Genomic DNA, 25,832 nt, shown 5'->3' with positions numbered 1-25,832 from the left:
AAACTCAAGCGGATTCTCACCCGTCCGAATCCGCATGACTGGCCAGACGATGCGCCTATGAGGCTGGATGAAATCGTCGCAGTCTTCGGGCCGCACTATCCCTGCACACCTTCGACCTTGCGCCTTGAAATAAGCCGTGGCCGCTTGACAGCTTCAAAAGTTGGCGGCGCTTTCTGGGTCACTCCCGCCAACCTCAAGGCTCTGTTCGCATGTCCCGTACCGCAAAAGGCCCCCGCCTCTACCTCCGCAAAGGCCGCCGTAAAGCCTGCGGCACAACCTTGCCGGACAGGTACTTCATCCGAGATGATAAGACTGAAATCGGCACAGGCTGCGGCCCAGACCGCTTTGTCGAAGCTCAAGAACAACTCGCCCAGTACATCATCCAGAAATACGCGAACGACGTCGAGCCAGCGCGTGAAGCGCGAGTGCGAAAAAGTAATCCAGCTGAGGTCTATGTAGCCGAGGTGCTGGCCGAGTACGCCGCTGGCCCCGCCCAGCGCCTCGCCAATCCGGCGAACGAAGCCAGTCTGATCGAAACACTGCTGCCATTCTGGCAGGACATGACCTTAGCGGACGTTCGGAGATCCACCTGCGAAGGCTATGTCGCAAAGCGCATCACCGAACCTCACAAGGCTTACAAAAAGGATCCGGCGTCGGCACCTCGAGTCAGTGACCAGACTGCCCGCCGCGAATTGGAATGTTTAGGGACCGCCATCAGCAAATGGCACGAAGAACACCACCTGTCCGTCGTTCCTAAGATCGTCCTCCCTCGTAAGGCCGAAACTCCCCGCGACGCGCTCACACGCAGCCAAGCTGCCCGCCTGCTTTGGGCGTCGATGGGCTGGGGGCTGAGAGACGGTAAATGGGTGCGCCTGTCGAAAACGACGCGCTCCAACCGCATGCACCTTCGCCGTTTCATCTTGATATCGATCTATACGGGATCAAGAGCGGGGGTAACGTGTCGCGCCCTTTGGAACGAAAGTCCGCTGCACCCTTGGGCTGATATTGATTCGGGCGTCCTCTATCGCCGGGGCCGTAATGAAATCGATCACCGTACCAAGCGCCGCCCCGTCGTCGCATTCCCCGATCGACTGCTGTCCCACATGCGCCGCTGGAAAAGATTGGACGAAGCCAAAGGCTATCAGCCGGTCATCCACTTTGGAGGCAAGCCGATAGAGAGAGTGAAGACATCCTTCGCCAGCTGTGTGGCCGACTCTGGCCTGTCAGACGAGATCTCGCCTCACTGGATGCGACACACATGCGCGACGTGGTTGATGGAAGCGGGCGTCGATGTCTGGGCTGCGGCAGGCTTCCTAGGAATGTCGCCTGCGACCCTGATCAAGAATTACGGACACCAGCGACCAGACTACCAGGACGACGTCAGGAATCGCTTCGGATAGCCGAAAATCGCCGTCATTCTGGGGACCATTCTGGGGACTGGTGATTACCGTCTTAAGCCCTTAAATCAGAATAGTTCAATGATTTAAGGGCTTAAGATGGTGGGCGGCGAGGGGTTCGAACCCCCGACCCCCTCGGTGTAAACGAGGTGCTCTGACCAGCTGAGCTAGCCGCCCATTCCCGCGTTGCTGTTGCAGCGCTGCGAGGCGGTCTCTTTGCCCATATTCGGCTAACCATTCAAGAGGCTTTTTAATCCCTCCCCCGCTCTAAAGCGTGCAGTGCGGGATGCCGATCGCTCAATTTCCTCGCCAGTACGGGGATTTCGGGCTTTTCCGGCGGCTCGTTCAGATACAAAAAAACTTCCGAAACCAACGATACGCACGTCTTTTCCGTCCTTTAGCCTCTGCCCGATCTGGTCTGTGACCGATTCGAAAGCCAATTTGGCCTGTTCGCGCGATATGCCAGCAGCCTCGGCCATGCGGCCAATCAGTTCGGTTTTGCTCATAAGCCCCCTCCTCCACCGTTTATGATTCTGCCAAATCCATATCATTGATGGACAAGAAAAAATGCGGCCCGGAGAACCGGACCGCATTTCTGTTCGTCATCGCTGCAGTCAGTGACTGACTGATGCACTGCTACCCGATGGCGCGGGTGCAGCAGCAGGCGTCAGAGGCTCTGCCTCTTCATCCCACTCCACCGCAGTCGGCGTGCCGGTCAGTGCCCATTTCAGAGCCTCGTCCGCCGTAGAGATCGGGATGATTTCGAGCTCGGCCTTCACATTGTCCGGCACATCCTCGAGATCTTTCTCGTTCTCTTGCGGGATCAGTACGGTTTTCACGCCAGCACGCAGGGCGGCCAGTAGCTTCTCTTTCAAGCCGCCAATCGCCGTCACACGGCCACGCAGGGTGATTTCCCCCGTCATGGCAATGTCCTTGCGGATCGGAATACCCGTCAGCACCGACACCATAGCCACGGTCATGGCCACACCGGCCGACGGCCCGTCCTTGGGCGTAGCGCCGTCCGGAACGTGGACGTGGATATCGATCTTCTCGAACATCGGCGGCTTAACGCCAATGCTCAGAGCGCGACTGCGGACATAGGATGCCGCCGCAGAGATCGATTCCTTCATCACATCGCGCAGGTTCCCCGTCACGGTCATGCGACCGCGGCCCGGCATTTTAAGCGCCTCGATGGTCAGGATATCACCGCCGAACTCGGTCCAGGCCAGACCGGTCACGATACCAACCTGATCTTCAGCTTCGGTTTCGCCATGGCGGAACTTATGCACGCCCGCATATTCAGCCAGTTTGGCCGCATCAACCGTGATCGACTTGGCCTTGGTCTTGGCCATTTCGCGCACAGCCTTACGGGCCAGACCGCCCAGAGCGCGCTCCAGATTACGAACGCCTGCTTCACGGGTGTAATAACGGATCAGGTCACGGATCGTGTCTTCCGGCACAATCAGTTCGCTGTCCTTCAGGCCGTGGTCCGTCATCTGCTTGGGCAGAACGTGACGCTTGGCGATCTCGACCTTCTCGTCCTCGGTGTAGCCCGAGACGCGGATGATCTCCATGCGGTCCAACAGAGGTTGGGGCATGTTCAGGCTGTTGGCTGTGGTGACAAACATCACCGGCGACAGGTCGTAATCGACCTCCAGATAGTGGTCGCCAAAGGTGTTGTTCTGAGCCGGATCCAGCACTTCGAGCAGGGCCGAAGACGGATCACCGCGCCAGTCGGCACCCAGCTTGTCGATCTCGTCCAGCAGGATGAAGGCGTTGGTGGTTTTCGCCTTCTTCATCGACTGGATGATCTTGCCCGGCATCGAGCCGATATAGGTGCGGCGGTGGCCACGAATCTCGGCCTCGTCACGCACGCCGCCCAGCGACATACGGACGTACTCACGACCCGTTGCCTTGGCGATGGATTGCGCCAGCGAGGTTTTACCGACACCCGGAGGACCGACGAGGCACAGGATCGGCCCCTTGTGAGAACCGGTACGCGCCTGAACGGCCAGGTACTCGATGATGCGTTCCTTGACCTTCTCCAAACCATAGTGGTCCGCTTCGAGAATGGCCTCGGCCTTTTCCAGATCGATCGGCTTGGCCTTGGTCTTGCTCCACGGAATCGAGAGCAGCCAGTCCAGATAGTTGCGAACCACGGTCGATTCCGCCGACATCGGCGACATGTTGCGCAGCTTCTTGAGCTCGGCATCCGCCTTGATGCGGGCTTCCTTCGACAGGCGAGCCTTGGCGATGCGCTTTTCAAGCTCCATCAACTCGTCGCGCTGGTCGTCGGTTTCACCCAGCTCGCGCTGGATCGCCTTCATCTGCTCGTTCAGATAGTACTCGCGCTGGGTCTTCTCCATCTGGCGCTTCACGCGCGAGCGGATTTTCTTCTCGACCTGCAGGACCGAGATTTCGCCCTCCATCAGGCCGTAAACCTTTTCGAGGCGAGCCGGCACGCTGACAGTTTCGAGCAGAGACTGCTTTTCGCCAATCTTGACGGCCAGATGCGCGGCCACGCTGTCGGCCAGCTTGGACGGGTCCGAAATCTGCGGGATAGAGCTGAGCGCCTCGGGCGGCACCTTCTTGTTCAGCTTCACATAGTTTTCGAACTGCTCGACCACGGCACGCAGCAAGGCTTCGGACTGCGAGGCATCGCCCTGCTCGTCTTCGATCGCTACGGCTTCGGCTTCGTAATAGTCTTCGCGGTCGGTATAGCTGAGCAGACGCGCGCGCGACTTGCCCTCGACCAGAACCTTTACGGTGCCGTCGGGCAGTTTGAGCAGTTGCAGAACGCTGGCGATCACGCCCGTCGGATAGATGGCGTCAGTGGCCGGATCGTCGTCGGTCGAGTTCTTCTGGGTGGCCAGCAGGATCTGCTTTTCACCCTTCATGATTTCGTCGAGTGCACGCACGGATTTTTCACGGCCGACAAACAGCGGCACAACCATGTGCGGAAAGACGACGATGTCTCTCAACGGCAGGACTGGGAGAATTTTGCTCTCGGTCATGGTGCTTACTTTCTGGGGCCTTTGTGAATCTCCGGCCCGTCAAAGCCAATCAAAAGGAACAACCCGCCCCTCCTTCCCGACTCGACCCGCATTGCGGCATTTCGGAAGATTATGTGGGACGTGCGCACGCAGGTTCAAGCTTAACGCCGGATTGGCCCACAGAAGTCTAAGGCCCAATGGGTTCATAGGGCCATATATGCAACAAGGCGGCCCGTTTCCGAGCCGCCCTGCAACATTTTCTATGGCTTTATACGGCTTAGGCTGCCGGATCGGCCTTTTTCTTCTTCGTTTCCGAATAGATCAGCAGAGGTTGGGCGCGGCCCTCGATAACCTCGGCATTGACCACCACCTCTTCCACGCCCTCGAAGCTGGGCAGGTCGAACATGGTTTCCAGAAGCACGCCTTCCAGAATGGAACGCAGGCCGCGGGCACCGGTCTTGCGGGTGATCGCCTTCTTGGCCACCGCTGACAGCGCGTCATCGGTGAAGCTCAGATTGACGTTCTCCATCTCGAACAGTCGCTTGTACTGCTTGACCAGAGCGTTCTTCGGCTCGGTCAGGATGGTGATCAGCGCCGCTTCGTCGAGGTCTTCCAGCGTGGCCAGAACGGGCAGACGGCCAATGAATTCCGGGATCAGACCAAAACGCATCAGATCGTCAGGCTCGACCTCCTTGAGGACCTCGCCCATGCGACGCTCGTCGATTTCCTTGACCTTGGCACCAAAGCCGATCGAGGCACCTTCGCCGCGTGCCGAAATCACCTTTTCAAGGCCGGCAAATGCACCGCCAACGATGAACAGGATGTTGGCCGTGTCCACTTGCAGGAACTCCTGCTGCGGATGCTTGCGACCACCTTGCGGCGGAACCGAAGCAACGGTGCCTTCCATGATCTTCAGCAGGGCCTGTTGCACGCCCTCGCCCGACACGTCGCGGGTGATGGACGGGTTGTCGGACTTGCGGCTGATCTTGTCGATTTCGTCGATATAGACGATGCCGCGCTGGGCACGCTCGACATTGTAATCAGATGCCTGAAGCAGCTTCAGGATGATGTTTTCGACGTCTTCACCGACATAACCGGCTTCGGTCAGGGTCGTAGCGTCGGCCATGGTGAACGGCACATCGATGATGCGCGCCAGGGTCTGGGCCAGCAGGGTCTTACCCGAGCCGGTTGGACCGATCAGCATGATGTTCGACTTGGCCAGTTCGACGTCGGAATTCTTCGTCGCGTGGTTCAGGCGCTTGTAGTGGTTGTGTACGGCAACCGACAGCACCTTCTTGGCGTGCGATTGGCCGATCACATAGTCGTCCAGAACGTCGCGAATCTCTTTCGGTGTCGGAACACCGTCCTTCGACGTTTTGAGCGTAATCTTCTGTTCTTCGCGGATGATGTCCATGCACAGCTCGACGCATTCATCACAGATGAACACGGTCGGGCCCGCAATCAGTTTGCGGACCTCATGCTGGCTCTTTCCGCAGAAAGAGCAGTAGAGCGTGCTTTTGGCGTCGGTACCGGCGGCTTTGGTCATAGACCCATCTCACTCTCCGCCATCTCCACCGGGATTGGGGGAAAAGGCGACTTCCTTGATGTTAGACACTAGAATCTAAGCATCAAAGTCTTCAAAAAATAACAATCACCCATCAGAGGTTCCGCCACAAGCCCGATTAGCAAGCGTGGCGTACTTAACGGCCACTCTATGGGTTATTATGCGGAACATAATTGGAATGTCACAAATGGGTAATCCGGACGCAAAGCGCCAGTCCTCTTTTCGCACAAGCGAAATGCCAAAGGAAATAGTGGCGTTTGATTTCGACGGCACCCTGTCGATTCGTGACAGCTTTACCGCATTTCTGAAATGGCGCGTCGGCCCGATGGTGTGGGCGGCAGGTATGGTCCAGCTGATTCCCGCTGCCCTGCGTTATGTCGTTGATCGCGATCGCGGTGCCATCAAGGCCGCATCGGTTGACCTGTTCCTCAAGGGGCTAAGCCGCAAGCAAATCAGCGACGAGGCCGAAAGCTATGCCGCATCTGTCTATGCGCACTTCATGCGCCCCGACGCCCTCGCCTGCTGGGAGGAATGGGGCAAGAAGGGCGTACACCGAGTGATCGTTACGGCCTCGCCCGAAACGACTATCGAACCGTTTGCACGTCGCCTCAACGCCGACAACCTGATCGGCACACAGTTCGAATTCGACGCCGACGACAAACTGACCGGCCGCTTCGCCACGCCAAACTGCCGACGCGAACAAAAGGTTCTGCGTATCCGCGAGGTCTATGGCGATGATGTGCGTATTCTCGCCGCCTATGGCGACACATCCGGTGACGAGCAAATGATCGCCGAGGCAGAGGAAAAGGGCTTCCGCGTTTTCACCGGTCGCCCCTGACTGTATCAATAGCCTTTGGCATCCACGCCAAAATTGACAGCCTTCCCGCGCGAAGCCGGTTCCCATCCGGCTTCAAGGATCGAGCGGACGCTGGTCTTGACGACGTCCAGATCAACCTTCTGTTTTTCCAGATTCGGTGAGCCATTAGGGCGATAGACCATCGGAAACTCGACGATGGCTTCGCGCTTGTATTCCTGATGGCGAAGGGTGATCGCCATCCCTTCCCATTCCCGTTTGCCTACGGGGCGCGGCTGACGGCGAATTTCCCAAACATAGATTTCGCCATCGACCTCAACGGTCCCGCTGGTTTCGTTAGTGTACTGCATAGGCGGCCTGATAGCATAAAAAGTGCATCTGGCCGCCATGAAGGTTTAGGCGATACGTTTGAGCGTACCGTCTTTCCAGACAAACTGGTGAACCAGTGCCATTCCCAGATGCAGCACGATCATCGCGACCAAGACCCATGCGAACTCGCCGTGAAAATCGCCGCCCAGCTTGGTCATCCATTCAATCTTCTCGTGACCGCCCTGCATGATCGTTAGGCCAAAGGCATCAAAGGGGCGGCCCGAACCATATTGGCGGATCAGAGCGACGCTTGGCACAAACAAAAGCAGACCATAGAGAGCCAGATGGCCAGCCACAGCCATTTTGCCAATCAGGCCCGTATGCGCTCTAGGTCGGCGCGACAGGTTCAAAAGCCCCCAAACCGCACGAACGACTGCCAGAACAAACAGCAGTAATCCCACTGGCTTGTGCGTGGAGCCAATCGCATCGGTAAACGGGGTTTCTCCCAAAACCTCACCGGCGATCACAGCCCCCACCTGCCACAGTAAAAGCAGGGCGATGCCCCAATGCAGTATGCGCGTTACCAGTCCATATTTCAGACCGTTATCCATCAGGCTCATGCGCCACCCTCCATCAAATCCCGATTGGAGAGCAAACACGATTCGGGGCAGCAAGGTGAACCCTGCTGCCCCGAACAATCAGACTTGATAGTCTAGCTTAGGGCGCCTTCACGCCGTCAGCATCGGCTTGGATGCGGCGGTCATAGACGTGGTCCACAATACCCCAGGCCTTGGCTTCTTCGGCCGTCATGAAGTGGTCGCGGTCCAGCGTACGCTCGACTTCCTCATAGGTGCGGCCGGTGTGGTGCACATAGATTTCGTTGAGACGACGCTTGGTGGCGATGATGTCCTCGGCGTGGCGCTCGATGTCCGAGGCCGTACCACGGAAGCCGCCCGACGGTTGGTGAACCATGACGCGGGCATTCGGCAGAGCAATACGCTGTCCCGCCTCACCTGCTGTCAGGATCAGCGAACCGGCCGAAGCCGCCATACCCATCACCACGGTCGAAACCGGCGACTTGATGTATTGCATGGTATCGTAGATCGCCAGCGCCGACGTCACCTGACCGCCGGGGCTGTTGATGTACATGCTGATTTCCTTCTTCGGGTTTTCCGATTCAAGGAACAGCAGCTGGGCGCAGATCAACGAGGCCATACCGTCCTCGAACGGGCCGGTCAGGAAGATGATCCGCTCGCGCAGCAGACGCGAGAAAATGTCGAACGCACGCTCGCCACGGCTGGATTGCTCCACCACCATAGGAACGAGGTTGTTGGAGATGTAATCGATCGGATCGCGCATGTTGGCCTTTTCGAGAATCTCGGGGCGACTCACAGCCACCCGCTTTGCTCATAAGGATATCATCACCCACCAAGGGCGATGCAAGGCCATCCGCACACAAGATGTCGATTATGGCACTTCCTTCGCGTCAACCTGCTCCTGACGCTTCAAAGGGCGTCGAATCTGCCGCTCCGCCATCAGGTATCTCAGTTCCGCCATTTGATGGGATTTGAGTTTATGGGTAAGATCAGCACTGTAGATGGATCTAAGAAAAGCCATATCCCATTCCGTCAGACCTAATATATCTTTGTCGGTCATCAGCGAAAGCACTGAGTTGTAATCTGAGTAATCAGCATCCATGTTGACACGAGTTAAAGCAATCATGGCAATGTAGTCCGCAATCTGAGGTACGCTGATGCCAGCTACCTTTTCCATATCGAGAATTATGATTGCGCTAGCCAAATCTGATCGAAGGCCGCTTCTAAGATTCGTTGATCTGACCTCTACCGAAGGAAAATCAACTATAGATTTAAGGCCATCTGATTCATGTCCGACCGCATATTCACCCGTGATGTGACCGTTCTGCATTCTCGAGGCTGCTTGCCCAGTATCCGGATCAATCAGTATGGAGATATGCCACCAACGCACAGGCAAATCGCTTTCCGCGAATCTTTCCAATGCCTGCCGCGACCTTCTCGCCCCACTTACATCGGGTAGAAGAGTGTTTCTGTATCGATTGACAATCTCGCCCGTTGTCTCGTTAGCGTTTGCAGTCGCAATAACCGTCACATTGGCCGAACATCCTGGATCGCCGGGTTTCACATCGACCTCGAGCGCCACTTCGGCAACTCGGTCAATGATATATTGCGCTACGTCATTTTGCATATTCACGACACTAACGCACATGTCGCGATGCCAACGGGCTACGTTCAGATTAAAATCAGGGACACTGATATCTCGGACAAAGCTAGAGACCTGCTCATCAAGTTGACGAGCAGACACCACAACTTCATCAACCGCCACCGGAGATTCAACCTCCTGTGGCCCCGGGCTCAATAACAGGCTTGAGGCCAGAGCGCTTGCTACCAACATCACAGTCACCTCTAAACCTTAGCGTCAATAATGCTCATATGCCCTATTCAGAATTAGTAGTTATTACTACCACCTCAAATAATAGAGCGAATGATTTAGTTGTACGATTACGGCATTACGCTTGCTACACTCTGTTCCTGCCGCCTCAAAGGGCGTCGGATTTGCCAATCCGCCATCAGGAAACGCAATTCTGTCAACTGATGAGATTTAAGTTTATGGGTGATATCAGCGCTGTAAATAGCCTTTAGATACGCCATATCCCATTCTGTCAGGCCAGGAACGTCCTTATCTGACATGAGCGATAGAACAGAATGATATCCTGAGTAATCAGCGTCCATATTGACACGAGTTAGTGCAACCATGGAGATATAGTCCGCAATCTGAGGCACGCTGATGCCTGATAACTTTTCCATATCAAGAATGATGATTGCGCTAGTTAGATTTGATCTAAGACCAGTCCTAAGATACGTCGATGTTACCTCGACCCTAGGAAAATTTATAGGTAAATCAATGCCCCCGGCATTATACCAACCAGTTATATGATCGTTCTGAATTTTTGAAGCGACTTGCCCAGTATCTGAGTTAATAAGCATGGAAGTATGCCACCAGCGCACAGGCAAATCGCTTTCAACGAATTTTTCCAATGCTTGCCGCGATCTTCTCGCCCCACTTACATCGGGTAGAAGTGTATTTCTGTATCGATTGACAATCTGGCCTGTTGTCTCAGTTGCGTTTGCAGCCGCAATGACCGTCACATTGGGGGAACACCCCGGATCACCTGCTTTTACACCGACCTCGAGCGCCACTTCGGCAACACGGTTGATAATATACTGCGCTGCATCATTTTGCATGTTCACGACACTAACGCACATGTCGTAATGCCAACGGGCTACGTTCAGATTAAAATCAGGGACATTGATATCTCGAACAAAGCCAGTGACCTGCTCATCAAGTTGACGAGCCGACACCACGACATCATCAACAGCCACCGGAGATTCGACCTCCTGAGGTCCTGGGCTCAATAACAGGCTAGCGGCCAGTGTGCTTGCGATAAACATCGTGGTCATCTCCCCTAAAATATATACCAGTGATATCCGCTAGTGTGGCTTGTTAGCAACTGCTATTTTCATCAATCTTAATTTCTTTGAAAATTAGATCTTGTCATCATGTAACTTGTGAAAATGTTGAATAACGACTGTAGGCAAGCGTGGTCACTGGTAAAAAAGAAAGGGCGGCGCTTTCGCACCGCCCTTTCCATATTCTCTAGTTAAAGATGAAGCCGATTAAGCTTCGTCTTCGTCCTTGAGCAGCTCTTCCTTGCTGATCGGGGTGTCGGTCACGTCGGCGACCGAGACGATCAGGTCAACGACCTTCTCTTCGTAGATCGGAGCGCGCAGCTGGGCGGCTGCGTTCGGGTTCTGGCGGTAGAAGTCCAGAACCATCTTTTCCTGGCCCGGATAGTTGCGGGCTTCGGCCATGATGGCGTTCGACAGCTCTTGATCCGTCACGCCGACATTGTTGGCGCGGCCGATTTCGGCGAGGACCAGACCCAGACGCACGCGGCGTTCAGCGATCTTCTTGTACTCGGCCTTCAGTTCGTCTTCCGACTTCTTGGCGTCGTCTTCCGGCAGGTTGCCAGCTTCCTTGTCAGCCGACACCTGAGCCCAGATGCCTTCAAACTCGGCTTCCACCATCTTCGGCGGCAGCGGGAAGTCATGGGCTTCGTCCAGAACGTCCAGCAGGGCGCGCTTCAGCTTGAAGCGGGCAGCGCCGGCATATTGCTGGTTCAGGTTGGCTTTCAGCAGCTCTTTCAGCTTGTCGAGCGACTCAAGGCCGATACGCTTGGCGAACTCGTCGTCGATAGCGGTTTCAGTTTCAGCCTTGATGGCCTTGACGGTGACGTCGAAGGTCGCAGCCTTACCGGCCAGATGGGCGGCTTGGTATTCTTCCGGGAAGGTGACCTCGATGGTCTTCTCTTCGCCGACCTTGGCGCCGGTCAGTTGCTCTTCAAAGCCCGGGATGAAACGGCCCGAACCGATGACCAGATCGGCATCGGTCGCAGCGCCACCATCGAACTCTACGCCGTCGATCTTGCCGACGAAATCGATGGTCAGTTGGTCGCCTTCAGCAGCCTTGACGGTCTTGCCCTTCTTGTCCTCGTAGGACTTGGCTTGCGAAGCCAGTTCCTTGAGGGCTTCGTCCATGTCTTCTTCCGAAGCTTCGTAGGTCGGGCGCGACAGCTTCAGGGTCTTCGGATCAGCCGGAGTGAATTCCGGCATGATTTCCAGCGACATTTCGTAGGTCAGGTCTTCGCTACCGGCGATAACCTTGTCCATGTCCGAAATCAGCTTCATCTCGGCCGGAGCAGCCGGACGAACCTTCAGTTCATCCAGAGCGCCCTGGCTGGTGGAGTTCAGCTCGGCATTGACGATTTCACCCATCAGGTCGCGACCGAAGGTCTTCTTGACATAAGAAGCCGGCACCTTGCCCGGACGGAAGCCCTTCAGCTTCATCTGGGGGGCGACTTCTTTGATGCGGGCTTCAAGCTTTTCGTTCAGCTCGGCTACCGGAATGGTCACCGCGATCACGCGGCTGAGGCCTTCGTTCGACTTTTCGACGACTTGCATGGTCGGATATCTGACGCTCTGGGGCGACGCCCGAAAGGCGCGCGAGTGGAATACGCAAAAGGACCGCCCACTGCAGGCGGCACCTCGAAGCCCGCCTTATGTAGACAAGGGGCGCTTACGTCAACGCGCGGCGGGTTTCTTTGATGTCCCAGCGGCGCTATTTCATGGGTATGAACCAGCAAACTGCACCGATTGGCGTTCTCGTCAGCCCCGTCACACCGCTTCAGCAGAACTGCACCATTGTCTGGTGCGCCAAGACCCTGAAGGCAGCAGTCATTGATCCGGGTGCCTCGGCCGAAGCGCTTTATGCTGAAATCCAGCGACGCGGCCTGACCCTTGAAGCCATCTGGATTACCCATGGCCACCTTGACCATGCGGGCGGTGCGCAGGACCTGCAGCAGATTTCAGGCGTCGAAATCATCGGCCCGCACAAGGCGGACCTGTTCTGGATCGAAGCGATTCCCGAGCAAGGCCTGAAATGGGGTTTGCCCGATGCACGTAGTTTCACCCCTACCCGCTGGCTTGAAAATGGCGATGTACTGAGCTTGGGCGAGACGCGCTGGGAGGTTTATCACTGCCCCGGCCACACGCCCGGTCACGTCATCTTCTTTAATCGCGAGGCGCGATTCGCTCAGGTTGGCGATGTTCTGTTCAAGGGATCAGTAGGTCGGACCGATTTCCCGCAAAGCTCGCACGAGGATCTGGTGAATTCGATTGTTGGCCGGCTCTGGTCGCTGGGCGACGATGTCACCTTCATCCCCGGTCATGGTCCCCACTCGACCTTTGGCCATGAACGCCGCAGCAATCCCTTTGTGGGCGATGCGGTAGTGAACAGCGCGAAGATGGCTGGAAATATTTCCGGCCCATCGTAGGTTACAACTAATTATATTAAATATTTCAGATATTTGACTATTGGGTCACGCTAAAGTTGAAAATTTGAAATCTACCAAAAGGAACCTTAGCCATCCTTGTCTCTTCTGTCCTGTGAGCCGCACAGTTACAAGAGGAGTTCTTAGTATGGCCGATCCAGTGCAGAGCAAACCGTCGGGCATCTCCAAGCGGGGATTTGCATCTATGGACCCGGCGCGTCAGCGCGAGATTGCCCGTAAGGGTGGTGCCAGCGTTCCTTCGGAAAAGCGCAGCTTCTCTCAGGACCGATCGCTGGCCGCGCAAGCTGGCCGCAAAGGTGGCGAAGCCTCACATGGCACGCGCAACAAAGACGCCGTCAAAGCGCAGTCGGAAGACCGCAAGCCAAACTAGGCCGCTTCAAAAGAACAACTTTTCAGGGCGCTGTTTTCACAGCGCCCTTTATTCTTTGGGTTTCAATAGCGCCAACGCCACATAAGGTGCCGTCGAGACACGCATATCGGCCAGTGCCCAGCCACCAGCCTCGACAAGTTCGACCAAACGCGCACGATCGAATTTACGGGAGTTCTCGGTGTGCAAAGTCTCCCCCGCCTTAAAGTGGAACCGGTGATTATCCAGCTTCACCGTCTGATCCTTCAACGATTCCAGATGCATTTCGATACGCGCCTCGGCTTCATTCCAGACAGCATGGTGGCGAAAGCTGTTTATATCGAAATCCGTACCCAGTTCGCGATTGGCGCGGTGTAGCAGGTTCACATTAAAGGCCGCCGTCACCCCTTGTTGGTCATCATAGGCCGCTTCCAGCGTGTCGCGGTCCTTGATGAGATCGACACCCAGAATGAACAGGCTGTTGTGGCCCAGCATCCGGCGTGATGCCGCCAGAAGTTCAATCGCAGCGTTGGTATCCAGATTGCCTATCGTAGAGCCCGGAAAAAAGCCGATCCGCCGCCCTGTAGGTAGATCAGCGGGCAGGTCCGGCAGATGCTCGAAATCACCCGATACCGGTCGGATATCCAGTTCAGGATAATCGTCCCGTAAGGCATCAGCCGCGGCATTGAGGGCCGTTACGCTGATATCCAGCGGCACATAGGCGGCCAGATCCGAAATGGCATCCAGCAATATCCGCGTCTTCTCGCTGGCCCCGGAGCCCAGCTCCACCAGCACCGCTTCCGGCCCGATAAGGTCCAGCCATAACGGGATTGTCTGCCGCAACAGAGCCGTTTCCTGTCGTGTCGGGTAATACGCGTCGAGGCGTGTGATTTCTTCAAATAACCGCGACCCTTCGGCGTCATAAAACCATTTCGGCGAGAGTGATTTGGGTGAAGCAGATAGTCCCTCAATCAGGTCACTTCGAAAGGTTTGCATGTCGCCTCCTCTGTCGTTGATATGTCGTGTGCCAGCCTCAAACCACAGAAGGCCCAGCGCTGTGACGGGTAATAGAAGTTGCGATAGGTGGGACGCAGATGATCGCGCGGCGTCGCAAAACTGCCGCCACGCAAGACCATCTGGTTGACCATGAACTTGCCGTTGTACTCGGACGCGGTTCCCTCAGTCGGGCTAAAACCGGCATAGGGGGCATAGGCAGAACGTGTCCATTGCCACACCTCGGTGTCCAGATTGCTGAAGGCGTTACCGCTATGGCGGGCGGCATGTTCCCATTCCGCTTCGGTCGGTAGTCTGGCCCCTGCCCACCGCGCATAGGCATCGGCTTCGTAATAGCTGACGTGGCGCACAGGCGCGGCGGGATCTAGATCAACCTCACCGGTCAGAGTGTAGATCGTCCAGCCTGTGCTACCGGCCGTCCAGTATGCCGGACTATCCCAGCCCAGCTGGTGCAATGTCGCCCAACCGTCCGACAGCCACAGCGCGGGATTGCGATACCCGCCATCCTCCATGAACCGCAGCCAGTCGCCATTGGTGACCAGATCGGCATCCAGTGCATAGGCGTTTAGCCACACGCGCTGGGCGGGCATTTCGTTATCAAAGGCAAAGCCGTCATTCTTGGCCGCACCGATTACGCTCAGCCCTTCGGCAAAGCGGACCTGTCCGCCTTTTGAAAAGGCCCGTGGCGCGGTTCTAGGCTCTACCCGCCAAACAGTCGGCTTTAAGGGACTGCAAGAGAACAGGTGAAGCGCATCCTGAAGCAATAATTCCTGATGCTGCTGCTCGTGGTTCAAACCCAGTTCGAACAGATAGGTCTCTATCGTCGACAGTGACTGCGCTAATCGTGCCGCCATCCGGCGATCGATTTCACGACGATAGCTTACGACCTCGCTCAAAGATGGTCGCGTCATCAGGCCTCGGTCGGGCCGCGCGACGCGCTGTCCCAAGGCTTCGTAGTAGGAGTTGAAAAGCGCCTGAAAACGCGGATCGACAGGTTGGTAATCACTGTCACGCGACAGGATCATCGCTTCGAAGAACCAACTGGTATGGGCCAGATGCCATTTGGCCGGACTGGCATCCGGCATGGATTGCACCACCATATCCTCGGGTGACAGACCCGATACCAGATCAAGGGTTTTGGCTCTTACGCGCTTGTACCGCTCGACCAGAACGGTCGATGCGAGCGGAAGGGGGCTTGAAGCTGGCGGCATCGGTTCCCTCTATGCTTGTGCCAGTTAGTGGCCTCGATAGAAGGAACGCGATGCGGCTATAGCCTGTTCCGCAAAAGCTTGTGCTTAATGGCCTGCCTTCATAGAGCGAGCTGCATATTCTAGGCGCGCAATCGTGCGGTTGTGAACCTCGTCCGGACCATCGGCGATGCGCAAGGTCCGCACCGAAGCGTACATTTCCGCCAATGGTGTGTCGCCGGAAACCCCTGCCCCGCCAAAGGCCTGAATGGCATCGTCGATGACTTTCAGGGCCATGCTCGGTGCCGCAACCTTGATCTGGGCGATTTCGGAACGCGCACCCTTGGCACCGACCTCGTCCATCATCCATGCCGCTTTCAGGACCAGAAGACGGCACATTTCGATCTGGGTGCGGGCCTCGGCCACGCGCTGTTCCCACACCGAGTGCTCGGCCAATGTCTTGCGGAAGGCCACACGTGACATCAGGCGATCCACCATCAACTCAAGCGCCCGTTCCGCCGCCCCGATCACACGCATACAGTGGTGGATACGGCCCGGCCCGAGGCGCCCTTGGGCCACTTCGAAGCCCCTGCCCTCGCCTGCAATCAGGTTCTCGACCGGAACACGCACATTCTCCAGCACCACCTCGGCGTGACCAATGGGCAGTTCGTCATAGCCGAACACCGACAACATCCGCTCGACGCGGAAACCCGGTGTATCGACCGGCACGATGACCTGACTCTGTTGCTGGTGAACTGGTGCATCAAAATCGGTTTTGCCCATGACAATGGTCATGGCCAGATTGGGGTGCGCCATATTGGTGGACCACCATTTACGGCCATTGATGACATAGTGGTCACCGTCGCGATCGATGCGCGTTTCGATATTGGTGGCGTCCGACGATGCCACAGCCGGTTCCGTCATCAGGAAGGCCGAGCGGATATCACCGGCCATCAGCGGCTTTAGCCACAGATCCTGTTGTTGCGGATTACCATAGAGGTGCAGCACCTCCATGTTTCCGGTGTCGGGCGCATTACAGTTGAACACCTCGGCCGACCAAAGATGACGTCCCATCATCTCGGCCAGAGGCGCATAGTCCAGATTGTTCAGCCCCGCCCCATGCTCACCCGGCAGGAACATATTCCAAAGACCGGCCGCCTTGGCCTTGGTCTTCAGTTCCACCATCACAGGCGACATCAATTTAGGGTTGGCGCGTACCGAGGCTACATAGGCCTCTTCGCGCGGAATGACCTGATCCTGCATAAACCGCGACAGCTTTTCCTGCCACGCCAGCGAACGGTCAGAGAAACGAAAATCCATGGCATATCCCCCGTAATGATCTGCCACCCGCTCTTTGTTGGCGGTTTGCGGCAAAGAAAAAGGCGCGGCCCCTTGGGCACCGCGCCTTCACTGTCAGCCTAAGCGATCAAAGGATCAACGACCCTTGAGCAGCGGGGCCAGTTTTTGGGCCAGCATCATGTCGCCAGCAACCTTCAGCTTGCCTTGCATGAAGGCCATCATCGGGTCGAGGCGGCCTTCGGCCAGAGCCATGAAGTCTTCCATTTTCAGCGACACGGTGGCGTCTGCGGCATTGTCATCGTTCGAAACGGTGTTGTTGATGCCGTCGATGAAGATTTTACCAGCTTCGCCAAGGTCCAGCTTGATGGTCTTGCCGAAGCCGCCATTCGTGTTGATGGCTTCTTGGATTTTTGCAGTGATTTGAGCCAAATCGGCCATGAGCGTCATCCCTTAGACGTTGATGTTCAAGAGCTAGCGACTCGCAGCCCCTATGCCAAGATCACCTAGGGTAAGTCTTCGATCACTTCCACACTATTTTCATCAATGAAATTAGGACAAGCCTCAAAACTCCACGCCCAAAGTGGCCGAAAGACGAGGATCGGTCAGGGGTGAACTGATCGATGCATCCCAGTACCGAACATCCATCGACAAGGCTTTGGTCAGATTCACACCGACACCTAAATTCCACGCGGTGTAATCGGACGTGACGTCTACAAACTGACGCCCGACACCTCCGGAAACACTCCATCGGTCGTTAAATTCATAAGCACCGTTGGCTTCCAGATAGGTCGCCGTCTCGTCCACACCATAAAAATCGGGCGAGTAGTGAACCGCCGCACCTAGTGTCAGCTTGTCAAAGCTGTGCGAGACGGCTGCCTTGAACTCGACGAAGTCGTAATCCGCGCCGGATGGAGCCCCTACGTAATAATAGTAGGTGACACCCAAATCCCAATCTATGGCCCCTGCCGTTCCGGTAAGGCCCGCGTAGAAATCCCACTCGACATCCGTGTCATCGTCGAAATCTACGGTCGAGGCCCAACTGCCCGCATAGAAACTTCCATACGCAAAATCGATACCGCCCTGAACCGCTGCGTCCTCTCCGGACTGGCTGGCTCCGCGCCATACATAGTCATTGGTTACGCCTGTATTGAAGGAAAACTCCGGCACAGGTTCTTCGGCCAAAGCGGCACCGGCAAAGCCGAGAAGCCCCAGAGCCGCCATACTAAACAGCAGTTTTTTCATTGTCGTATCCCCTGGTCATCATTGAAAATCAGACACGCAAACTCGACCGACAGCGCACATTGCTGTCGGAGAAATCGGGTACACACTGATAGAAATCTGCGTGCCGGAAGGCTGTGGGAGGACAACCTCCCGACACGACTTGGTTCGGATCAGACGATCCAGTGGCCCAAGGCCATTTGGTTAGGATGCTTCCAGAGCCTCGCCATGTAGGTGGGTATCCAGACCTTCGTCCTCGACCTCTTCCTTCACACGCAGTCCAATGGTGTATTTGCATATCACCAGCACAATCAGTGTGCCGATAGCGCTCCACACGATCGTCCAGACCAGGCCCATAAACTGAGCCCAAACGGTTGCGTCTGCCGACAGATCATTGACGGCCGTTGTGGCGAACACACCGGTCAGAAGCGCGCCCACCAGACCGCCCGCACCGTGCAGACCAAAGGCATCGAGGCTGTCGTCATATTTGAGCAGCTTCTTCAGCCACACCGACGAGACATAGCAAACAGGACCGGCAATCAGTCCGATGATGACTGCGCCCTTTGGATCAACAAATCCGGCCGCGGGCGTAATGGCCACCAAACCGGCAACCACACCTGACAGCACACCGATGAGCGACCATTTACGCTTTTCGATACGCTCGATGAACTTCCAGCTCAGCGAACCCGCCGCCGCCGCCAATAGTGTATTGATCAGAGCGACGCTCATGAGCCCATCGGCAGCGCCCGCCGAGCCTGCATTAAAGCCGATCCAGCCCACCAGAAGCAGCGATGCGCCAATCATGGTCAGGACCGGATTGTGCGCGGTAATCGGCACGACGCCGTACCCCTTACGCGCACCAAGGAACAAGGCGCAGACAAGTCCCGCGACACCCGAGTTCACATGAACAACGGCACCGCCCGCGAAATCCAGCACACCCTCGGCACCAAGGAAGCCGCCGCCCCAAACCCAGTGGGCTATCGGCGCATAAACAATAAGCGACCAGAGGGCGATGAACAGCAGCAACCCCGAATATTTAATTCGCTCGGCAAAGGCACCGGTAATCAGAGCCGGCGTAATGACGGCGAAGGTCAACTGGAATGAAATCCAGAGGTATTCCGGAATGCCCGGCAATGCCGAATAGGCCGTATCCTTAGTGACGCCGTTCAGAAAAACAGCGTCAAAACTGCCTATAAAACGGTTGAGTCCTTCGTCGGGGTTCACACCAAAGGCGATCGAATAACCCGCCACGAACCATACCAGTGTCACGACCGCAAAGGCGGCCACCGACTGGGTGATGGTCGCAATCACATTCTTGCGCCGCACCATGCCGCCATAAAACAGCGCCAGTCCCGGCAAGGTCATCAGCAGCACCAATGCTGTCGATGTCCCTAGCCATGCCGTTGACGCTTCGTTCAGTTCGAGCGGAACCTGATGTAAAAACAGCGCCGGAGCCTGCTCCGACGCTGTTCTAGCGGTTTCCGATATTGTTCCTGCGGCAAGCGCCGCAGTGGTTGCCACTTCCGGCGATCCTGAAGCAAGCGCACTGCCCGCAACAAGTAGACCGGCCGTTAAACAACCCAAGGCTACGAGCCTTGGTCCCATCTTTATGGATAGCGTCACTTGAGTATCCCCCTCTTCGTTTACGCATTTGCGAAATGTTCATCGCAGTTGCGAAATCGACAAGTTAAAAATACCGATTTCTGAAAATATTTTGCTCAAATGACATGAAGAACGGCCAGCAGGACACGAAACCACTAGAACGGCTTCATCAAGGGAAACAACACGTCCAGAAAATTTTCAGCCCGTCCACAGGTCGGGCATAGCGAGCCGAGCCAACAGGTTATCCCTGCGCCATACGCGTAAACGGAACCCGGCCAAAGCCGAGGTCCATGTACGATTGCCGATCTGGAGAAGATCTGGCGGAGACGGAGGGATTCGAACCCTCGGTACCCCTTACAGGGTACGACGATTTAGCAAACCGTTGCCTTCAGCCACTCGGCCACGTCTCCGGCAGGCGGCGTAGGTAGCCCGTAACTCTCGGGTATGCAACGGGGTTTTCAAGAAATCTTGTCTGTTAACCCCACGTATAGGCAAGCAAGTCAGATTTCGCCGTGATCCAGGCTGCTTTTATGCGCCGGACGGGGTGGAAATGAGCATTTTTTTGAAAGTTCGCACGGGTAGCCAGGCTGAAAGCGACGTCGCCGACTCATCAAGAGCCGAATCAAATGCGCCGCATGATTCCTTGCCGCGCATGCGGCGCGGGCCTTTTCGTCCGGATGTTTGGGTCAATGCACGCCAGCGTAATGCCCTGCGCCTGCGTACATTCTATTATAGAGGGCTGGATGTAGCCCTGACGGCCCTGCTCACGCTTGGCTGGCTAACCTATCCCTCGGCGATTTCCAGCATTGGCCAGCTAACGGTGGCCCAGGTCGCGCCCTATGCCGTCGGCTGGCTGTGCGCCATGTGGTTCATCATCAGCGCCAATCTGTACAAGTTTTCTGCCTCGACCGGCGTATGGCGACATGTCGTAGCAACGGCATTGGTGTCGGCAATCGGATTGCTGGTCGGACTGGTTGTGCAGGCGCTCGTCTCGACATCGGCATTGATTCCTTATTTGCAGTGGGCCGGTTTCACCGTACTCGCCATTACTATTCTGCATTTGATCTGGGCCTCGGTTGCAGCGCGCGGTCGCAAAAATGGAGCCCTGACCCCCAATGTCGTGCTGGTCGGCGCAACCCAGTATGCGGAGTTGCTGATCACCCAGGCGCTGGAACGTCGCGATATCAATATTCTAGGCATATTCGACGACCGTAGTGATCGCAGCCCCGAGGCCATATGCGGGGTTCCTGTACTGGGCCGCGCCAGCGATTTGTTGGCACATCGTTTGACGCCGTATCTGGATTGTATCGCCTTGACGCTCTCGCCCGATGCGGTCGAGCGTGTCGGCCAGTTGGAAAGACAGCTTTCGATCCTGCCCAACAGGATTGCGGTGCTGCTGCAAAGCGATGCACCTGACGCGGTTGAAATCACCCGCGCGCTCGACAAGCTGGCCTATACGCCGGTTCACCTGTTGAATTCGCCGGACAATGATGATCGGCGCGCCTTTTACAAACGGCTTCAGGACCTTGTTCTGGGATCGCTAGCCTTGTGCGCCCTCATGCCGGCATTGCTTCTGATCGGTGCATGGGTACGTCTGGATAGCCGCGGTCCGGCCCTGTTCCGGCAAAGCCGTCACGGCTTCAACCACGAAGAGATTGTGGTGTGGAAGTTTCGTACCATGCACCATCATCGCGCCGATATTGCGGGCACCCAGCAAGTCACGGCTGACGATGATCGTGTAACCCGTGCCGGACGCTTTCTGCGCGCGACCAGCCTGGATGAACTGCCGCAACTCTTGAACGTCGTATTGGGCCATATGAGCCTGGTGGGGCCCCGCCCGCACGCCATTGGCATGAAGACAGGGCATGTCGTTTCTGCCGATATCGTGGCCGAGTATGCACATCGTCATCGCATCAAACCCGGCATGACCGGCTGGGCCGCCATCAAGGGTTCGCGCGGGCCTATGCACAATGCCTCCGATGTACGCCGCCGCGTGCAATTGGATATCGACTATATCGAACGACAGAGCTTCTGGTTCGACATATGGATCATGTTGCGGACCCTGCCGGTTCTGCTGGGTGACAAGGTCGCGATGCGCTGATGTTTGTACGCGGATTACTGGGAAATTTTCCCGCTAGTATTTTGCAGGCTGTCGTCGGCGTGCTGACCATTCTGGTCTTCACGCGCCTGTTGTCATCGACCGAATTCGGCATCTATGCGCTGGCTTTCTCCGTGTGCTCGCTGGCCCATGTGCTGGTCTTCACATGGCTCGAAGCCGCCATGGCCCGCTACTGGGCCGGAGAGGCCACGCCCGAAGGTCTGGCCGATCTTTATGCCACGCTTTACCGCGTCGGACTGGTCCTCAGCCTCGTATTCATACCGGCCGCGATTGCGGTCTGTCTTCTGCTTCCGCTGGGCATGGAAATACGCCTTGCCATGGCTGTCGGCCTGATAGGCGTGCCAATCCGCTGCCTGTTGAACATGGTCAAGGTTGCCCTGCGTGCGCGCGGCGCAGTGCGACAGGCGGCAGGTCTGGATATCTTTTTCACCCTCGCGGTTTTCATTCTGGGTATCGCCGCCGCATGGCTGGGCCTTGGCGGCGCATCACCTCTGGTCGGTCTGTTGGTAGCGCCCCTTTTGGCCCTTCCCATCGCCTTGCCACTTGAACGGGGCAAGCAGCGACACGGCCGGTACAACCCATCGCGCCTGAAAGCCTATATCGCTTACGGCTATCCTATTTCGATGTCGCTGAGCATGGCTCTGATCCTCGCTTCGACCGATCGCTTTATGCTGGCATGGCTGATGAACGAAGCGGCTGTCGGGGCATATCACGCCAGTTACAGCATCGCGAACCGTACGCTGGACATCATATTCCTCTGGCTGGGAACCGCAGGAGCACCGGCCTTGGTCATGGCTCTGGAAAAAGGCGGTGCCCGTGCCTTGAAGATAGCCGCCGAGGATCAGGCGCGTATCTTGATGCTCGTCACCGTACCTGCTGCCGTTGGCGTCGCACTTGTGGCGCGCCCGCTGGCCGAGGTGGTGATCGGCCCCGAACTGCGTACCGCCTCCGCCATGGTCACGCCGTGGATTGCGGCCTCTGCCTTCCTGTCAGGCTGGTTGTATTATTATTTCAATCAGGCCTTTACCCTGTCCAAGCGCACCTTGCTGTTGTTGATGTCGATGATCATTCCGGCCATCGCCAATATCGCTCTGAACATTATCCTGATCCCGAAGTTGGGCTTGATGGGGGCCGCCATATCGACCGTACTGGGCTATTTCATCGGCGTGCTGGCATCTGTGATCATGGCCCGCCGCATCATGACCATGCCCCTCCCCTGGAAGGACGTCATGTTGTGCAGCCTGTGCGCTGCGACCATGGCCATTGCCGTGCTCTGCCTGCCGCAAATCGGCGGGTTTGCAGAACTGATGCTGGACGCCGTTGTCGGGGCCTTGGTGTATGGCGTTCTAGCCTATGGCACCAATGCGGGCGGCGTGCGTGATTTGCTGAAACGGATTCGCGATCTTCGCCTCAACCCCGAAGAGCAGGCCTTATGATCCTCCACCCCAATGCCCGCTGGCCGGACGTCAAACCTGTTCTGTCTGTGCTGGTACCGTTTTTGCGTGACGATCCCACAGAACTGTTGCTGGCGCTTGAGGCTGACCAAGGCGAACATACCCACCGGATCGAGGTCATTATTCTTGATGATGGCACCAATGACGTAACCCTGACCCGCACGCTACAGGGTTTAGTCAACCAATCGCATCTCGCCACTTGTCTGCGGTCCTCAACAGAAAATCTGGGGCGCTCCAAGGGGCGCAACCTGTTGGCCAGTCAGGCGCGTGGCGAATACCTGCTGTTCATCGACGCCGATATGTTGCCGGACCATGCCGATTTCCTACGGAGCTGGCTCTCGCATATCGATGACCACACACCCGCAGCCACTTTTGGCGGCTTCAGCGTCACCCAGGCCTCGGCCGCGCCGGAATATGCCGTTCACCGCAGCATGGCGAATAAGTCCGACTGTGTTCCAGCCAGTGTCCGCAGCCAGCAACCAGAAAAGTACGTCTTCACGTCAAACCTGCTGATCAGAAAAGACGTGTTCTTGCAGAATCCCTTTGACGAGAATTTTCAAGGCTGGGGCTGGGAAGACGTGGAGTGGGCCATGCGCGTGACCAAGACGCATGCCATCACCCATATCGACAATACTGCCACCCATCTGGGCTTGGACACCGTCCCTGCCCTGATGGGCAAATACAGGCAGTCCGCGACCAATTTTGCCCGCATAGCCCGTTTGCATCCGCAATATGTGGCGCGCTATCCCTCTTACCGGATCGCGCAAAAGCTCAAGGCCCTGCGGCTGGCCACACCGGTGCGGATCGTGGCCGAGCGGTTCGCCGTCAGTTCGTACATGCCGGTATCAGTTCGCGGACTTGCCCTGCGTTTTTATCGGGCAGCCCTCTATGCCAAGGCGCTGACATGAACCGGGCGACTATTATTATCCCGACCCTGCGCCGTCCCGACAGTCTGAACCGTGCAGTACGCTCCCTGTTCGACCTAAGCGAAACCGATACGGTCGAGCGCCTAATTATCGTCGACAACGACCCGCAGGCCACCGCCGAGGCCACAGCCCGCGCCCTGATCACCGACGCCCCTTTTTCGGTTATCTATGTCCATCAGCCACAGGCCGGTATTGCAACGGCCCGAAATACCGGCCTCGTGCATGTCGACGATGCGCGTTTCATCGCCTTTCTGGATGATGATGAAATCGCCAGTTCCCACTGGCTGAAATCCCTGCTGGATGTGCAAAATCAGTTTGATGCCGATGTGGTGTTTGGCCCCATCAAGGGCATAGCGCCACAGGCACGTTCCGTTATCCGACCAGTGGTCGAAACCTTCTTCAGCCGTCATGGACCGGACACTGACGGCTTGATCGCGCGGACCTATGGCTGCGGGAATAGCCTGATGAAACGCCAGACCGCGCTTAGCGGCGATGCGCCTTTTGCCATCTCTACCAACCAGACCGGCGGCGAAGACGATGTTCTGTTCGCCACCTTGCAACAACAGGGTGCCCGCTTTGCCTGGGCCGCAAACGCATGGGTGCAGGAACATGCCCCGCCCCACCGCGCCAATCTGGCCTACCTACTGCAACGCGCCTTTGCTCGTGGACAGGGACCCAGCCAGAGTGCAGCCCATAGAGGCGATATCGCGGTTCTGATACGCTGGATGGCCATTGGCTTGGGTCAGTTTGCCGTATTTGGTTTGGGCAGTATCGGCACCGGCTTGGGCCTGACCCGAACGGGTGCGCAACTGATGACCCGCAGCGCCGAGGGCATCGGAAAGGTCTTATGGTTCAATAGTTTTGAACCAAAACTTTATGGATCAGCCGAATTAAAGCGCCGTGACCAAGGCGCTTAACCCATAAATTTCTGCATTAACTTGGGCGGTTGATAGGTCGCGCGGTTGATGACCATGCCTGTAACGCGCCCGCCCGCAGACAATATCTGCTCTTTCAGCAGCAGTGGCGGTTCGATGGCGGCATTTTCGCCGACGACGATCACCACTTCGTCCATGAACGGTGCCATCATCAGCGCCGCATCACTGACATCCACCGAAGGCGCATCAACGATCACAGCCTCGGCATGCTGGCTCAGACCCGACCAATAGTCCCCCTGTTTCAGGATGTCCGCAGATTGGCCCGCTTTCAGGGCTTCCTGTTGAAAGCGCGTGGCATAAAGGCGACGCCCCAGAAAAGGCTTGGCCGTTAAAAGACGTGCAGGGCGGATGCGCTGTCCGCTTTTATCCAAAAATGGCGGCTTGATCGTGAAAAAACTCGATCCATCGGGAGATCCGGCGACAGTCTCCCCTGCTCGCCCAAAGCGGTCGGGGTGCTGGATCATATGAACCTGCTGCTGCTGGTGCATCAGGTCCGCATCGATCAACCAAACCGGTTTCGTAGCCCTTACCGCAGCCAGTCGGGCAAACTCGCGCGAGACTGTGGAAACGCCTTCGCCCTTAACGGCGCTGACAAACATAATCAGGCGGCCACGATGGGTTGGCGCAGCGCCAAGCGCCGTCCATAGCCCCGCCATTTCCGCCGTCAAATCCACCATGCGAATCGCTAAGATGCCTGTCCTGTCACGA

24 protein-coding genes and 2 tRNA genes are annotated in these 25,832 nt (G+C 56.8%); 8 read left to right on the top strand and 18 right to left on the bottom strand.

From position 1 onward, the window contains the following. Positions 1–209: 209 nt before the first annotated feature. A complete protein-coding gene (locus FHS64_RS08220) occupies positions 210–1,400 on the top strand; it encodes a tyrosine-type recombinase/integrase (protein WP_167177546.1) in 1,191 nt (396 codons plus the stop codon). Between the two features lie 97 nt (positions 1,401–1,497). On the opposite strand, the gene FHS64_RS08215 is transcribed toward FHS64_RS08220, so the two are convergent. From FHS64_RS08215 to clpX, 4 genes are all read right to left on the bottom strand, one after another. Beyond that, positions 1,498–1,574: transfer RNA gene (locus tag FHS64_RS08215), tRNA-Val, on the bottom strand. A gap of 53 nt (positions 1,575–1,627) precedes the next feature. Further along, positions 1,628–1,903 carry an HU family DNA-binding protein gene (locus tag FHS64_RS08210; RefSeq protein WP_167177544.1) on the bottom strand — a complete coding sequence of 92 codons (276 nt, stop codon included), beginning with the start codon at positions 1,901–1,903 and terminating at the stop codon, positions 1,628–1,630. Between the two features lie 108 nt (positions 1,904–2,011). Beyond that, on the bottom strand, positions 2,012–4,411 hold the full coding sequence (lon, locus tag FHS64_RS08205) for an endopeptidase La (RefSeq protein WP_167177542.1): 2,400 nt from the start codon (positions 4,409–4,411) through the stop codon (positions 2,012–2,014). Between the two features lie 256 nt (positions 4,412–4,667). Next, positions 4,668–5,936, bottom strand: coding sequence for an ATP-dependent Clp protease ATP-binding subunit ClpX (gene clpX, locus FHS64_RS08200; RefSeq protein ID WP_167177540.1), 1,269 nt, complete (start codon positions 5,934–5,936; stop codon positions 4,668–4,670). A gap of 268 nt (positions 5,937–6,204) precedes the next feature. Between clpX and FHS64_RS08195 the strand changes: the two genes are divergently transcribed. Continuing rightward, positions 6,205–6,792 carry an HAD-IB family hydrolase gene (locus FHS64_RS08195; protein ID WP_341771117.1) on the top strand — a complete coding sequence of 196 codons (588 nt, stop codon included), beginning with the start codon at positions 6,205–6,207 and terminating at the stop codon, positions 6,790–6,792. Positions 6,793–6,797: 5 nt separating this feature from the next. Here FHS64_RS08195 and FHS64_RS08190 read toward each other — a convergent pair whose 3' ends face one another. The 6 genes from FHS64_RS08190 to tig form a co-directional block, all read right to left on the bottom strand. Further along, a complete protein-coding gene (locus tag FHS64_RS08190) occupies positions 6,798–7,118 on the bottom strand; it encodes a hypothetical protein (protein ID WP_167177536.1) in 321 nt (106 codons plus the stop codon). A gap of 45 nt (positions 7,119–7,163) precedes the next feature. Beyond that, entirely contained in the window at positions 7,164–7,697 is a 534-nt protein-coding gene (locus tag FHS64_RS08185; RefSeq protein WP_167177534.1) for a cytochrome b, read from the bottom strand. Between the two features lie 97 nt (positions 7,698–7,794). Continuing rightward, positions 7,795–8,436 (bottom strand): ATP-dependent Clp protease proteolytic subunit, encoded by a 642-nt coding sequence (locus FHS64_RS08180; RefSeq protein ID WP_167177776.1) that lies wholly within the window; start codon positions 8,434–8,436, stop codon positions 7,795–7,797. A gap of 108 nt (positions 8,437–8,544) precedes the next feature. After that, a complete protein-coding gene (locus tag FHS64_RS08175; RefSeq protein ID WP_167177532.1) occupies positions 8,545–9,510 on the bottom strand; it encodes a hypothetical protein in 966 nt (321 codons plus the stop codon). 104 nt (positions 9,511–9,614) lie between these two features. Next, positions 9,615–10,574, bottom strand: coding sequence for a hypothetical protein (locus FHS64_RS08170; protein WP_167177530.1), 960 nt, complete (start codon positions 10,572–10,574; stop codon positions 9,615–9,617). 216 nt (positions 10,575–10,790) lie between these two features. Beyond that, positions 10,791–12,134 carry a trigger factor gene (gene tig, locus FHS64_RS08165; protein ID WP_167177528.1) on the bottom strand — a complete coding sequence of 448 codons (1,344 nt, stop codon included), beginning with the start codon at positions 12,132–12,134 and terminating at the stop codon, positions 10,791–10,793. A 143-nt stretch (positions 12,135–12,277) separates the two neighbouring features. Between tig and FHS64_RS08160 the strand changes: the two genes are divergently transcribed. Together FHS64_RS08160 and FHS64_RS08155 are read left to right on the top strand one after the other, a co-directional pair. Then, positions 12,278–13,006: an MBL fold metallo-hydrolase gene (locus FHS64_RS08160; RefSeq protein WP_279588493.1), complete on the top strand. Its 729-nt coding sequence runs from the start codon at positions 12,278–12,280 to the stop codon at positions 13,004–13,006. Between the two features lie 145 nt (positions 13,007–13,151). Further along, positions 13,152–13,394, top strand: a complete 243-nt coding sequence (locus FHS64_RS08155; protein WP_167177526.1) for a con-10 family general stress protein — start codon at positions 13,152–13,154, stop codon at positions 13,392–13,394. A gap of 48 nt (positions 13,395–13,442) precedes the next feature. On the opposite strand, the gene egtD is transcribed toward FHS64_RS08155, so the two are convergent. The 7 genes from egtD to FHS64_RS08125 form a co-directional block, all read right to left on the bottom strand. After that, positions 13,443–14,366 carry an L-histidine N(alpha)-methyltransferase gene (gene egtD, locus FHS64_RS14260; protein ID WP_243862864.1) on the bottom strand — a complete coding sequence of 308 codons (924 nt, stop codon included), beginning with the start codon at positions 14,364–14,366 and terminating at the stop codon, positions 13,443–13,445. Further along, positions 14,342–15,595: an ergothioneine biosynthesis protein EgtB gene (gene egtB, locus FHS64_RS14255; protein WP_243862863.1), complete on the bottom strand. Its 1,254-nt coding sequence runs from the start codon at positions 15,593–15,595 to the stop codon at positions 14,342–14,344. The genes egtD and egtB overlap by 25 nt, the downstream gene beginning before the upstream one ends. A gap of 84 nt (positions 15,596–15,679) precedes the next feature. Continuing rightward, the gene (locus tag FHS64_RS08145; protein WP_167177524.1) at positions 15,680–16,891 is read right to left on the bottom strand and encodes an acyl-CoA dehydrogenase family protein; all 1,212 of its coding nucleotides are present in this window, start codon (positions 16,889–16,891) and stop codon (positions 15,680–15,682) included. Between the two features lie 114 nt (positions 16,892–17,005). Next, a complete protein-coding gene (locus FHS64_RS08140) occupies positions 17,006–17,308 on the bottom strand; it encodes an SCP2 sterol-binding domain-containing protein (RefSeq protein WP_167177522.1) in 303 nt (100 codons plus the stop codon). A gap of 123 nt (positions 17,309–17,431) precedes the next feature. Next, positions 17,432–18,112: a TorF family putative porin gene (locus tag FHS64_RS08135; protein ID WP_167177520.1), complete on the bottom strand. Its 681-nt coding sequence runs from the start codon at positions 18,110–18,112 to the stop codon at positions 17,432–17,434. 180 nt (positions 18,113–18,292) lie between these two features. Further along, positions 18,293–19,609 (bottom strand): ammonium transporter, encoded by a 1,317-nt coding sequence (locus FHS64_RS08130; protein ID WP_425542294.1) that lies wholly within the window; start codon positions 19,607–19,609, stop codon positions 18,293–18,295. A gap of 399 nt (positions 19,610–20,008) precedes the next feature. Next, a tRNA-Ser gene (locus tag FHS64_RS08125) sits at positions 20,009–20,100 on the bottom strand. A 242-nt stretch (positions 20,101–20,342) separates the two neighbouring features. Here FHS64_RS08125 and FHS64_RS08120 point away from each other — a divergent pair. Genes FHS64_RS08120 through FHS64_RS08105 form a run of 4 tightly spaced genes read left to right on the top strand, consistent with a single transcriptional unit; the run spans position 20,343 to position 25,106 of the window. After that, positions 20,343–21,791: an exopolysaccharide biosynthesis polyprenyl glycosylphosphotransferase gene (locus FHS64_RS08120; RefSeq protein ID WP_243862862.1), complete on the top strand. Its 1,449-nt coding sequence runs from the start codon at positions 20,343–20,345 to the stop codon at positions 21,789–21,791. Positions 21,792–21,832: 41 nt separating this feature from the next. Beyond that, positions 21,833–23,245 (top strand): oligosaccharide flippase family protein, encoded by a 1,413-nt coding sequence (locus tag FHS64_RS08115; RefSeq protein ID WP_243862861.1) that lies wholly within the window; start codon positions 21,833–21,835, stop codon positions 23,243–23,245. Next, complete coding sequence (locus FHS64_RS08110) at positions 23,242–24,171, top strand: glycosyltransferase family 2 protein (protein WP_167177514.1); 930 nt, start codon at positions 23,242–23,244, stop codon at positions 24,169–24,171. The genes FHS64_RS08115 and FHS64_RS08110 overlap by 4 nt, the downstream gene beginning before the upstream one ends. Next, a complete protein-coding gene (locus FHS64_RS08105) occupies positions 24,168–25,106 on the top strand; it encodes a glycosyltransferase family 2 protein (protein ID WP_167177512.1) in 939 nt (312 codons plus the stop codon). Before FHS64_RS08110 ends, FHS64_RS08105 begins: the two co-directional genes overlap by 4 nt. Here the strand turns inward: FHS64_RS08105 and FHS64_RS08100 are convergent. Next, positions 25,103–25,801 carry a CpsD/CapB family tyrosine-protein kinase gene (locus FHS64_RS08100; RefSeq protein ID WP_167177510.1) on the bottom strand — a complete coding sequence of 233 codons (699 nt, stop codon included), beginning with the start codon at positions 25,799–25,801 and terminating at the stop codon, positions 25,103–25,105. The genes FHS64_RS08105 and FHS64_RS08100 overlap by 4 nt on opposite strands. Positions 25,802–25,832: the final 31 nt, after the last annotated feature.

This window comes from Brevundimonas terrae (genome assembly GCF_011761985.1).
Taxonomy (GTDB): Bacteria; Pseudomonadota; Alphaproteobacteria; order Caulobacterales; family Caulobacteraceae; genus Brevundimonas; species Brevundimonas terrae.
Note: the sequence above shows the minus strand (reverse complement) of the source record. Positions and strands in the feature narration are given on the sequence as shown.